The 11,645-nt window shown below is 73.0% G+C and carries 10 protein-coding genes; 3 read left to right on the top strand and 7 right to left on the bottom strand.

Annotation, left to right across the window (positions count from 1 at the left end):
• Positions 1–12 precede the first annotated feature (12 nt).
• The gene (locus ACFWPQ_RS05440; RefSeq protein ID WP_384030202.1) at positions 13–789 is read left to right on the top strand and encodes a DsbA family protein; all 777 of its coding nucleotides are present in this window, start codon (positions 13–15) and stop codon (positions 787–789) included.
• A 92-nt stretch (positions 790–881) separates the two neighbouring features.
• On the top strand, positions 882–1,934 hold the full coding sequence (gene lgt, locus ACFWPQ_RS05445; protein ID WP_384030204.1) for a prolipoprotein diacylglyceryl transferase: 1,053 nt from the start codon (positions 882–884) through the stop codon (positions 1,932–1,934).
• A 165-nt stretch (positions 1,935–2,099) separates the two neighbouring features.
• Here lgt and ACFWPQ_RS05450 read toward each other — a convergent pair whose 3' ends face one another.
• The 7 genes from ACFWPQ_RS05450 to ACFWPQ_RS05480 form a co-directional block, all read right to left on the bottom strand.
• Entirely contained in the window at positions 2,100–2,921 is an 822-nt protein-coding gene (locus tag ACFWPQ_RS05450; protein WP_384030206.1) for an HpcH/HpaI aldolase/citrate lyase family protein, read from the bottom strand.
• Positions 2,918–4,141 carry a CaiB/BaiF CoA transferase family protein gene (locus ACFWPQ_RS05455; RefSeq protein WP_384030208.1) on the bottom strand — a complete coding sequence of 408 codons (1,224 nt, stop codon included), beginning with the start codon at positions 4,139–4,141 and terminating at the stop codon, positions 2,918–2,920. The genes ACFWPQ_RS05450 and ACFWPQ_RS05455 overlap by 4 nt, the downstream gene beginning before the upstream one ends.
• A 74-nt stretch (positions 4,142–4,215) precedes the next feature.
• On the bottom strand, positions 4,216–5,109 hold the full coding sequence (gene rbsK / locus ACFWPQ_RS05460; protein WP_384030210.1) for a ribokinase: 894 nt from the start codon (positions 5,107–5,109) through the stop codon (positions 4,216–4,218).
• Complete coding sequence (locus ACFWPQ_RS05465; RefSeq protein WP_384030213.1) at positions 5,106–6,617, bottom strand: ADP-ribosylglycohydrolase family protein; 1,512 nt, start codon at positions 6,615–6,617, stop codon at positions 5,106–5,108. Before ACFWPQ_RS05465 ends, rbsK begins: the two co-directional genes overlap by 4 nt.
• On the bottom strand, positions 6,605–7,780 hold the full coding sequence (locus ACFWPQ_RS05470) for an ADP-ribosylglycohydrolase family protein (RefSeq protein ID WP_384030215.1): 1,176 nt from the start codon (positions 7,778–7,780) through the stop codon (positions 6,605–6,607). Before ACFWPQ_RS05470 ends, ACFWPQ_RS05465 begins: the two co-directional genes overlap by 13 nt.
• An 8-nt stretch (positions 7,781–7,788) precedes the next feature.
• On the bottom strand, positions 7,789–8,907 hold the full coding sequence (locus ACFWPQ_RS05475; protein WP_384030217.1) for an ADP-ribosylglycohydrolase family protein: 1,119 nt from the start codon (positions 8,905–8,907) through the stop codon (positions 7,789–7,791).
• Positions 8,904–10,256, bottom strand: coding sequence for an ADP-ribosylglycohydrolase family protein (locus ACFWPQ_RS05480; protein WP_384030219.1), 1,353 nt, complete (start codon positions 10,254–10,256; stop codon positions 8,904–8,906). Before ACFWPQ_RS05480 ends, ACFWPQ_RS05475 begins: the two co-directional genes overlap by 4 nt.
• A 298-nt stretch (positions 10,257–10,554) precedes the next feature.
• On the opposite strand from ACFWPQ_RS05480, the gene ACFWPQ_RS05485 reads away from it, so the two are divergent.
• Complete coding sequence (locus ACFWPQ_RS05485; protein WP_384030221.1) at positions 10,555–11,286, top strand: VIT1/CCC1 transporter family protein; 732 nt, start codon at positions 10,555–10,557, stop codon at positions 11,284–11,286.
• Positions 11,287–11,645 lie beyond the last annotated feature (359 nt).

An 11,645-nucleotide genomic window follows, 5' to 3' on the forward strand; every position in this document is an offset into this window, starting at 1 on the left:
CGTTCTGGGGGTGTGAGCGAGAAGAATCGTGACGGAAAGCGGATGGCCCGTGAGCGGCTGGCGGCCGAGCGCGAGAAGCAGCGGGCCGCGGACAAGCGGCGGCGCACGCTGATCGTGGGCGCGAGCGTCGTCTGCGTCCTGGGCCTGGCGGCGGTGATCGGCGTGGTCGCCGCGAACGCGGGCAAGGACAAGGGCAGCGCGAGCTCGGGCCCGGTCGTGGCGCCCTCCGGCGCGCAGGGCAAGGACAGCCTCGCGATCCCGGTCGGCAAGGACGACGCCAAGGCGACGCTCACCGTCTGGGAGGACTTCCGCTGCCCGGCCTGCCAGGCCTTCGAGACGGCGTACCGCCCGATGCTCCACGAGCTGGTCGACGCCGGCAAGCTCAGGATCGAGTACCACCTGGTCACGCTGATCGACGGCAACCTCGGCGGCAGCGGCTCCCGGAACGCGGCCAACGCGGCGGCCTGCGCCCAGGACGCCGGGAAGTTCCGCGACTTCCACGACGTGCTGTACGAGAACCAGCCGAAGGAGACCGACGACGCGTTCGCCGGCAACGACAAGCTGATCGAGCTGGCCGGCAAGGTCGAAGGGCTGAACACGCCGGCGTTCCAGAAGTGCGTCAAGGACGGTACGCACAACTCCTGGGTCGTGAAGTCCAACCAGGCCTTCCAGGCGGGCAAGTTCAACGGCACCCCGACCGTCCTGCTCGGCGGCAAGAACATCTACGAGGACCAGACCATGACCCCGGACAAGCTGAAGCAGCTGGTCGAGGACGCGAACAAGCAGTAGGCGGGGGTAAGCGTTTCTCACGTCCCCGTTATGGAGCCGTAGCCGGGCTGGTTGCCGTCGGCCCGGTCCGGCACGGTAGCGTCGACCCTGCCATGGAAGAACTTGCCTACATTCCCAGCCCGTCGCGCGGAGTGATCCACCTCGGACCCATCCCGCTGCGCGGCTACGCGTTCTGCATCATCATCGGTGTCTTCGTAGCCGTCTGGCTCGGCAACAAGCGCTGGATCGCCCGGGGCGGGCGGGCCGGCACCGTGGCCGACATCGCGGTCTGGGCCGTACCGTTCGGCCTCGTCGGCGGGCGCCTCTACCACGTGATCACGGACTACGAGCTGTACTTCAGCTCGGGCCGCGACTGGGTCGACGCGTTCAAGGTCTGGCAGGGCGGCCTCGGCATCTGGGGCGCGATCGCGCTCGGTGCGGTGGGCGCGTGGATCGGTTGCCGGCGCCGGGGCATCCCGCTGCCCGCCTACGCCGACGCCATCGCCCCCGGCATCGCCTTCGCCCAGGCGATCGGCCGCTGGGGCAACTGGTTCAACCAGGAGCTGTACGGCCGTGAGACCCACGTTCCGTGGGCCCTGCACATCACCTCCTCCGAGGGCGGCCGGATCCCGGGCTACTACCACCCGACCTTCCTCTACGAGTCGCTGTGGTGCATCGGCGTCGGCTTCCTGGTCATCTGGGCCGACCGCCGCTTCAAGCTCGGCCACGGCCGCGCCTTCGCCCTGTACGTCGCCGCGTACTGCGTGGGCCGCGGCTGGATCGAGTACATGCGCGTCGACGACGCCCACCACATCCTCGGTCTGCGGCTCAACGACTGGACCGCGATGATCGTGTTCCTGCTCGCGGTGCTGTACATGGTGCTCTCCGCGAAGAAGCGGCCGGGCCGGGAGACGGTGGTCGAGCCGGGCGTCTCCGACGGTGAGGGTGTCTCCGACGGTGCGGCCGACGGTGTGAGTGAGGCCGTTGAGGCGAAGGCCACGGAGGCCTCCGGCGACGAGGCCGAAGCCGAAGCCGAGGATGACGCCGACGACGAGGCCAAGGATCAGGACGAGGCTGAGGCCAAGGACGAGGCCAAGGACGAGGCCAAGGACGAGGCCAAGGACGAGGTCAAGGACGAGGCCGGGTCGGGGAGCAAGAAGAGCTGAGCTGCTGACCTGCTGCTGTACGACGAAGAGGGCGCCCGGGGTCGAGCCGGGCGCCCTCTTCGTGTCCGGACCGGCGGGTTGCGCCGGGTCCGGCACCGCCGGACAACGCCGTCGTGGGTCTCGCCATTGCGGCGGAATGAAGGAGGGAGAGTGCCGGTGGAGAGGTCAGCGGCGGTTCGTGAGGGACAGGGTTCTGCGGGCCGCGGCCACCACCGCCGCGTCGATGAAGCTGCCGTCGGGGAGGGCCTGGGCGCCCTGTTCCGTGGTGGCTGCCTTGACGACCGTCTCCGCCTGTTCCAGTTCGGCCTCCGTGGGGAGGTAGGCCCGCTCGATGATCGGGAGCTGCCGGGGGTGGATGGCGGCGCGGCCCAGGAAGCCCAGGGCGCGGCCGTGGGCGCAGGAGGCGGCGAGGCCGTTGAGGTCGCGGGTGTCGGGGTGGACCGACTGGGGCGGCGGGGCGAGGCCCGCGGCCCGTGCGGCGACCACGATCCGGGACCGGGACCAGTCGAGGCCGATGTCGTCCCGTACGCCCAGGTCGGCCCGTAGGTCCGCCTCGCCCAGGGAGATGCCCCGCAGGGCGGGGTGGGCGGCGGCGATCGCGTAGGCGTGTTCGATGCCGAGGGCCGATTCGAGCAGGGCGTAGAGGGGGAGGGCGGCGGTCCGGGCCGCGAGCCGGCGGATGTCTTCCGGGCTCGTGACTTTCGGGAGGCGGAGTCCGGCCAGGCCGGGGAGCGAGAGGAGGGCCTTGAGGTCGGTCTGGGCCCACGGCGTGTCCAGGGCGTTGATCCGGACGTGGACCGGGACCGGCTGGGGGTGGGCGAGGAGGTCGGCGGTGGCGTCGCGGGCGTAGTCCTTGCGGTCGGGGGCGACCGCGTCCTCCAGGTCGATCACCACCACGTCGGTTCCGGAGGCCAGCGCCTTGGCGACCACGTGCGGCCGGTCGCCGGGGACGTACAGCCAGGTCAGCGGGAACGGCAGGCTGGTCATACGGCGCCCTCCGCGCGCAGGTCCCGCACCTGGGCCGGGGTCAGGCCCAGCTCGGCCAGGACCTCCTCCGTGTCGGCGCCGTGCGGGCGGCCGGTCCAGCGGATCGTGCCGGGGGTGGCGGAGAGCCGGAAGAGGACGTTCTGCATGCGCAGCGGGCCCAGCTCGGGGTCGGGGACGGTGGTGATCGTGTTCAGCGCCTGGTACTGCGGGTCCTCCATCACGTCCCGTACGTCCTGGATGGGCGCCACCGCCGCCTCCGCCTTCTCGAACTCGGCCAGCACCTCGGCACGGGAGCGGGTGGCGACCCAGTTGCCGACGGCCGCGTCGAGGACGTCGGCGTGCGCGGCCCGGCCGGCACCGGTCGCGAACCACGGTTCGTCGATCAGCTCCGGGCGCCCGACCAGCCGCAGCACGCGTTCCGCGATCGACTGGGCCGAGGTGGACACCGCGACCCAGCTGCCGTCCGCCGTGCGGTAGGTGTTGCGCGGGGCGTTGTTGGCGGACCGGTTGCCGGTGCGTGCCTGGACGTAGCCGAGCTGGTCGTACCAGGTGGGCTGGGGGCCGAGGACGGCCAGGATCGGCTCGATGATCGCCATGTCGACGACCTGGCCCTCGCCGGTGCGGTCCCGGGCCGCGAGCGCGGTCATCACGGCGTAGGCGGTGGCCAGCGCCGCGATGGAGTCGGCGAGCCCGAACGGGGGCAGCGTCGGCGGGGCGTCCGGCTCGCCAGTGATCGCGGCGAAGCCGCTCATCGCCTCGGCGAGGGTGCCGAAGCCGGGCCGGTGGGCGTAGGGGCCGAACTGGCCGAAGGCGGTGACCCGGGTCAGGACCAGCCGCGGGTTGGCGGCGGACAGCTCCTCCCACCCCAGGTCCCATTTCTCCAGGGTGCCGGGGCGGAAGTTCTCGATGATCACGTCGGCGGTGGCGGCGAGCCGGAGGAGGGTGGCCCGGCCGCCGGGCTTGGACAGGTCGAGGGTGAGGGTGCGCTTGTTGCGGCCGAGCAGCTTCCACCACAGGCCGACGCCGTGTTTGGCCGGGCCGTGGCCCCGGGACGGGTCGGGTTTGGCGGGGTGCTCGACCTTGATGACCTCGGCGCCGAAGTCACCGAGCAGGGTGGCGGCGATCGGACCGGCGAAGAGGGTGGCGAGATCGAGGACGCGCAGACCGGTGAGAGGTGGGGGCGGGGACCCGGGGTGCGCCACCGGGCCCGTGGGTGCCATGGGTGCCATGGGTGCCGTGGGTGCCGTGGGTTCCGTCGGTGTCGTGGGTTCCGTCGGTGTCGTGGGTGTCGTACTCATGCGGTGTACTGGGCCTCGATCTCCGGGCGGTACGGCATCGACTCCGTCGCCCCCTCCCGTTGTACGGAGATCGCCGCCGCGGCGGCGGCCCAGGACAGGGCCTCGCGGATCGGTTTCTCCTCGGCCAGGGCCACCGCTAGAGCGCCGACGAAGGTGTCGCCCGCGCCCGTGGAGTCGACGGCGGTCACCCGGGGCGCGGGGACGACGAGGGGTGCGGCGTCGCGGGTGAGGTAGAGGCTGCCGGCCGCGCCGAGCGTGACGACGACCTGCGGTACCCGGTCGAGGAGGGCGGCCGCGGCGTCGCGCGGGTCGGCGCGGTCGGTGAGGGTGGCCGCCTCTCGTTCGTTGGGCACCAGCAGGTCGATGTTGTGGAGGAGTTCGTACGGGAGCGGGTGGGCGGGGGACGGGGTGAGGATGGTCCGGACGCCGTGCCGGCGGGCGGCCTGCGCACCGGCCACCACCGCCGCGAGGGGGATCTCCAGCTGGAGCAGGAGCGTGTCGGCGGAGGCGATGACGCCCTCGTCGCCGGGGGCGAGGTGGTCGACGGTGCCGTTCGCGCCGGGGACCACGACGATCGCGTTGCCGCCCTCGTCGTCCACCACGATGTGCGCGGTGCCGGAGGGGCCCTCGATCGTGCGCAGCGAGTCCGTGTCCACGCCGGAGTGTTCGAGGGTCTCGCGCAGCCGGGCGCCGTAGACGTCGTGGCCGACCGCGCCGATCATCGAGACGGTGGCGCCGGCACGGGCGGCGGCGATCGCCTGGTTGGCGCCCTTGCCGCCGGGGATCGTACGGAACGCCCGTCCCGTCACGGTCTCGCCGAGCTGCGGGGCTCTCTCGGCGTACGCGACGAGGTCCATGTTCGTGCTGCCTAGTACGGCGATGTGGGTCATGAGCGGGTCGCCTCCAGGTGGGTGAGGTGGGCGAGGGTGTCGAAGCCGGTGCCGTCGAAGCCGGCGACGGAGGTGGCGAGTCGGTTCTTGAGCGGGGTCGTCCAGCGGTCGGGGAGCGCGTCGGGGTCGCCCGCGAGCAGACCGGCGACCGAGCCGGCGGTCGCCCCGTTGGAATCGGTGTCCCAACCGCCGCTCACCGCGCGGCAGACGGAGCCGGTGAAGTCGCCGTCGGCGTGGGTGAGGGCGGCGGCGATCAGGGCGGTGTTGGGAATGGCGTGCACCCAGTGGTGGGTGGGGGAGTGGGTGGCGTGGAGTTCGTCCACGACGGTGTCGAAGTCGTCGTGGAACTCGGCGAGCCGGATCGCGTGGTCGACGGCGTGGGCCAGCCGGGAGTGGGGTGGGACCACCGCGAGTCCGGTGCGCAGACAGGCGTGGACGTCGTGGCTGCCGGTGGCGGCGGTGGCGATGACGGCCGCCGTGAACATCGCCGCGTAGACGCCGTTGGCCGTGTGGGTGAGGGTGGCGTCGCGGTGGGCCTGTTCGGCCGCGGCGGCCGGGTCGCCGGGGTTGGTCCAGCCGTGCACGTCGGCCCGGATGAGGGCGCCGATCCACTCGCGGAAGGGGTTGCGGTGGCGGGCGGTGTGCGGGGGCTCGATCCCGGTGAGGAGGTTGCGGTAGGCGACGCGTTCGGCGGTGAAGGTGCGGCCGGCGGGGAGTTCGTCGAGCCAGAGGGCGGCGACGTCGGTGGTGGTGAAGTCCTTGGTGCGGCGCTGGAGCAGGAGGAGGTCGAGGAGGGGGTAGTTGAGGTCGTCGTCCTCGGGCATGCCGTCGATGTTCTCGGCGAGGGAGGTGGGGGCCGAGCGGCGGTTCCAGGGGTGCGCGGAGAGGAGGTCGGCGGGGACGCCGCGGGCGGTGAAGTAGTGGTTCAGGGGCCAGTTGCCGGTGGCGCGGGCGAGTTCGCGGATGGCGTGCAGGGGGAGCTTCTCGACGGGTTTGCCGAGCAGACAGCCGACGGCTCGGCCGAGCCAGGCGGCGTGGTAGGTGCGGGGGTGCGGGGGCCGGGGGCGGGGGGTTTCGCTTACCGGCGCTTGCAGGGTGCAGCTGCGCCCACCCGTGCCGCCCTGCGGCACGCCTGCCCGCAGCTGGGGAGCTGAAAGGGGGCGGCTGGACAGCGCCCCGTAAGGGGCGCGGGGAACTGCGCGATCAGCCCCCACCGGGCCGCAGCCGTACGACGGCCACTGCGGGCACAGCGCCTTGATGTCGGCCAGATCCGTCGGCTCGTTCAACCTGCTCGGCAGGTCCGCGAGTTCGTCGAGGAGATCCTCCGCCAGCTGGCGGAGATAGCGGGACGCCCGGTCCGGCGACGCACCCGCACGGCTCGGCGCGTCCGCACCCCCCGCCGCCCGCCAGCGCGCAGCGATCGCCGACGGCTCCCGGCCGTCCTGCCGGGCCTGGCGCAGCTCATGGCCCAGCAGGTCCTCCGGCTGGACCCAGGTCAGGCGGAGCAACTCGGGCCTCCGAGACGGGCGAAGGACTCCTCGTGGACGCGGCGGCGTTCCAGGTCGAGGGCGAAGACCTCGCGGGTCACCGCGGCGAGGACACGGGCCGGCTCCCACAGATCGAGGCGGCTGGCCTCCGCGACCCGCTTCGACCAGTCCTCCGGAACCGGCGAGCCCAGTGCGCCGGCGATCGCGCCCGCCATCGTCGCGATGGAGTCGCAGTCCCGGCCGTAGTTGACCGAACCGAGCACGGCCTGCCGGCAGTCGCCGTCGGCCACCAGCAACATGCCCAGGGCGACGGGGAGTTCCTCGATGGCGTGCAGGCGGGAGGGGCGGCGGGCGCCGAGCGAGGGGGACCGGTAGTCGGGGCCCACCGTGTCGTAGGGGGCGACCGCGTCGCGGAGCGGGACGAGCGCCGACTCGAAGTCGGAGTGGCGTGCCGCCGTTTCACAGACGCGTTCGATCGCCTCGCGGGTGCCGTCCTTCGCCAGGGACAGGCAGACACCCACCACCGAGTCCGGTGTCGCGCCGGGCGCCGTCGCCGCAGCCACCGCCGCCGCGAAGACGCCCGCCGCCTCCCTGCCGTACGACGACTGGTGGGCGCCCGCCACGTCCAGCGCCTCGGCGTACGCGGCCCGCGGATGTGCGGCGTTGACCAGGCCGACCGGGGCCATGTACATCGCCGCACCGCAGTTGACGATGTTGCCGACGCCGGCTTCCCGGGGGTCGGCATGGCCGTAGTGGAGGCGGGTCGCCAGCCACTTCTCCGCGAGGAAGATCCGGTGGAGCGGGATGGTCTCCGCCTCCAGTTCCGGGATCCAGCGGGGGTTGGTCATCAGGTCGGGGACCAGGTGGTCGGCGATCGCGTACGCGTCGAGGTGGTCGCGGACCCGGTCGTACACCCGTACCAGCGCATGGGTCATCAAGGTGTCGTCGGTGACGTGCCCGTCGCCCTTGTGGTACGGCGCGATGGGGCGGGCGGTGCGCCAGTCGTCGCCGTTCCAGGGGCCGACGACGCCGTGCACGCGGCCGCCGTGGCGTTCGAGGATCTGGTCGGGGGAGTAGCCCTCGACCGGACCGCCGAGGGCGTCGCCGACGGCGGCCCCGACCAGTGCTCCGGTGATCCGGTCGTCGAGCGAAGCTCCGGCGCTTTCTTCTCCTTTGGGCGTCATGCACCGAATCATCCACCTGGACGGGCTGGTTGTGTGGCTTCCAGGAGTTCGGCGAGTTCCACGAGGTCCGTGCCGGTGAGCCGGGGGAGGGCACAGCCGGAGAGGGTGCGGCAGGCGTCCCGCCAGGACGGCGGGATCGCATCGGCGCCGCCGAGGGCGCCGGTGAGCGCGCCGGCGAGGGCGGGGGCCGAGTCGGCGACCCGGGAGAGGCAGGCGGCTGCGGGTACGGCCTCGGCGATCCGGCCGCGCGCGGCGGTGGCGAGGGCGAGGGCGACCGGGACGGTCTCGGCGGCGGCGATGCCGTAGCTGTAGACGTGGTCGACGATTTGGTGTTCGAGGAGGGGGACGAGGGCGAACGCGGTGTCCGCGGCGCCGGTGAGGGTCAGGGCGTGGCGGGCGTTGCGGCCGATCTCGGTGGACTCGGGGAGTTCGGTGAGGGCCGCGGCCACGCAGGTCTCGACCTCGGCGCCGACGAGGGCGAGCGCGAGGGCCGCGGCCACGGCGCGGGCGCCGTGCACGCCGTCGCCGTCCTGGGTGTAGCGGGCGTCGAACTCGGCGAGGTCGGCGGCGCGTTGGGGGTCGCCGGGGTGGGCGACGGCGAGGGCACAGGCGCGGACGCAGGCGGCGTCGTCGAAGTAGTGCGGGTTGTCGTGGCCGGTGGCGGGCGGGCGGAGGCCGGCGGCGAGGTTGCCGAGACCGGCGCGGACGGAGATACGGGCGCGCAGGGGGAGTACGGCCGACTCGACCTCCGGGGCGCGGTCGGCCGCGGCGGCGACCTCGGAGGCGACCGCGGTCCAGGTGAGGTCGATGGCGGCGCGGGTGCGGAGCTCACGGCTGAGGTCGCCGAGGGCGGTGTCGTCGCCGGCGCGCAGGACGGCCTCCGCGGCGAAGGCCGCCCACTCGGCGTCGTCGGAGGGGCCGAGGCGGAGGGGCTCGGGGGGTTGGTTGAGGGCGATGGGGACGGGGAGGGTGGTGGTCGCGTTCTGTTCCGCGAAGGTGTCGAGTTCGCGGGTGAGGCGGCGGGTCCATTCCGGCATGCGGGAGGCGCGGTGCCGCGCGGAAGGCCAGCCGGCGGCGTCGCCCGCGGCGAGGCCGAGGAGGAGCCCCTCGATACGACGCCGGTTCACCGGAGCCCCTCGCTGCAGCCGGCCCCCAGGGGGTTCCGCCCCCTGGACCCCCGGGACCTCACCCACCCACCACCCGACTCGGTCGGCAGAAAGGCCAGGGCCGAGGCGGAGGGATGGGGCCCGGCAGGCAGGAAGGCCGGTGCGGAGGGGTGCGGCTCGCTGGTTCGGAAGGCGGGTGCAGCGGTCGGTGTCTCGTTCGGCAGGAAGGCTGGTGCGGAGGGATGCGGCCTGCTTGGCGGAAAGGCCGGCGTAGAGGGGGGCGGCCCGCCCGGCGGGAAGGACGGTGTGGCGGGTTGCGGCTCGGTGGGCAGTAGGGACCGTGCAGAAGGTCGTGCCTCGGTCGGTTCCGGTGTCGGCCCCGTCAGCAGTTCCGCCACCTCCAGCACATGCTGTCCCGCCATCGACGGCAGGCAGCTGCCTCGGGCCGGGCCGATCGCCGCCCCCCACTCCGGTGGGATCGACGCCTCGCCCCGTGTCGCGCCCGCCAGCGCGCCGGCCACCGCCGCTGTCGTGTCCGCGTCGCGGCCCATGTTGACCGCCGTCAGCACCGCGTCCCGGAAGTCGCCGTCCGCCGCCGCGTACGCGCCGAAGGCCAGGGCCACCGCCTCCGGGGCCAGGTCGGTCCACGGGTAGCCGCCGATGACCACCGCGGAGCGGACCGCCCGTTCGCCGCGGTGGGCCACCGACACCGCGCGGCGCAGGGAGCGGGCCGTCCAGGAGTCGTCGGGGACCACGGCGAGCGCGGCCGCGACCACCGCCGTCGGCGGGGCCCCGGCCATCGCCGCCGCGACCCCCGCCGCCACCGCCTGGCCGCCGTAGATGCCCTCGCCCTCGTGGCTCACCGAGCCGTCGACGGCGACGAGCCGGGCCGCCTCGGCGGGGCGGCCCGCCGCGAAGACGCCGAAGGGGGCCGCCCGCATGGCCAGGCCGTCGCTCCAGGCGTGCCGGTGCTGGGCGGAGATGGGGGCGGCCAGTCCCCGGCGGAGGTTCTCCAGGGTGCCGCGCTCGCTGAAGCCCGCGCCCTTGAAGGGGCCCTCGGCGCGGTCGGCGATCCACTCGTGCCAGGCCGCCTCGACATGGGCCGGGGTGAGGGCCGAGCCGTGCCGGGCGAGGAGGAGGCCGGAGAAGATCGCGTACTCGGTGTCGTCGGTACCGGCGGGGTGGTCGGTCACGTAACCCGTGATGCGGCCCCAGCGGGCGCGGATCTCGGAGGGCTTCATGTTCTCCGCCGGCGCCCCGAGCGCGTCGCCCACGGCCAGGCCCAGCAGCGCGCCCCGAGCCCGGTCGCGCAGGTCGGGGGCGGGCTCCCCGGGAGCGGGGACCGGCGGGGTGCAGACGATCGATGACATGGGCGGGCCTCTCCGGGAGGGGCTTCGCGCGGGGGCGCGGAACCGTTTGCGGATGTGTCCCACCAACGGCGGTTGACCGCAGCCTGAAGGGCCTTCACATCACCCGGTCGACATCTGTGCAGGGTCTCGCACGTGTGAGCGGAGAAGGGTAAAGCTGCAGGTTAGCCCAGCCTTTCCTTGCTGGCGGCGAGGAATGCCCCGGCGTACTGTCAGCGTTGTCGAAAGATAGAACTTGTCCAAAGTTAGCTTTGCCTCAGCTTATTCGGGGCGCGCTGCGAGACCTTTTGGGGGACCCCTCATGGCCGTGATCGAGACCCGGGCGACCCTGCACGAAGCCCACCGTGACAACCACACCCACCGGGATGTGAACGGGGGCTGGCTGCGGCCCGCCGTCTTCGGTGCCATGGACGGGCTGGTCTCCAACCTCGCCCTGATGACCGGTGTGGCCGGCGGGGCCGTCGGCCATCAGACCATCGTCATCACCGGGCTCGCCGGGCTGGCCGCCGGTGCCTTCTCGATGGCCGCCGGCGAGTACACCTCCGTCGCCTCGCAGCGCGAGCTCGTCGAGGCCGAGCTGGACGTGGAGCGCGGGGAGCTGCGCAGGCACCCGCAGGACGAGGAGGCCGAGCTGGCCGCGCTGTACGAGGCGCGGGGTGTCGAGCCGGAGCTGGCCCGGGAGGTCGCCCGGCAGCTGTCCGCCGACCCCGAGCAGGCGCTGGAGATACACGCCCGCGAGGAACTCGGGATCGACCCCGGTGACCTGCCCTCGCCGCTGGTCGCCGCCGTCTCGTCCTTCGGCTCGTTCGCGCTGGGCGCGCTGCTGCCCGTGCTGCCGTTCCTGCTCGGCGCGACCGCGCTCTGGCCCGCCCTGCTGCTGGCGCTCGCCGGGCTGTTCGGGTGCGGTGCCGTGGTGGCCAAGGTGACCGCGCGGAGCTGGTGGTTCAGCGGTCTGCGGCAGCTCGCGCTGGGCGGCGCGGCGGCCGGTGTGACGTACGCCCTGGGCACCCTGATCGGGTCGGCCGTAGGATAAGGCGACTGGTAGCTATGCGTTGGGCCGCATAAGTACCCGTTACTCGCTGGTTTCGAATGCTTAACCACTGGGCATGAGCCGTAAGCGCCGCAGGCAATGAGGCCTGCCATGCACCTGTGGGGTGGCGCGACGCTCACCCCCGCCCCTGCGGACCGATGGACACGGATCTGTCCGGATCGGTCCCCCACCACCTTCACCGCTTTGAGCGGTACCTCGCCGTAAACCCCTACGGCGTCCGCATGTTGGAACGGTGTATCCAGTTCCCGAGAACCGCTCCATCATGTAACCTGCGTGAAATTTCGCAACAAAAACGCAGAGGGCCAGCGTCGTCCCTCGGCACCTGCTATACGCCACTGACG

The organism is Streptomyces sp. NPDC058464 (genome assembly GCF_042721035.1).
Classification (GTDB): domain Bacteria; phylum Actinomycetota; class Actinomycetes; order Streptomycetales; family Streptomycetaceae; genus Streptomyces.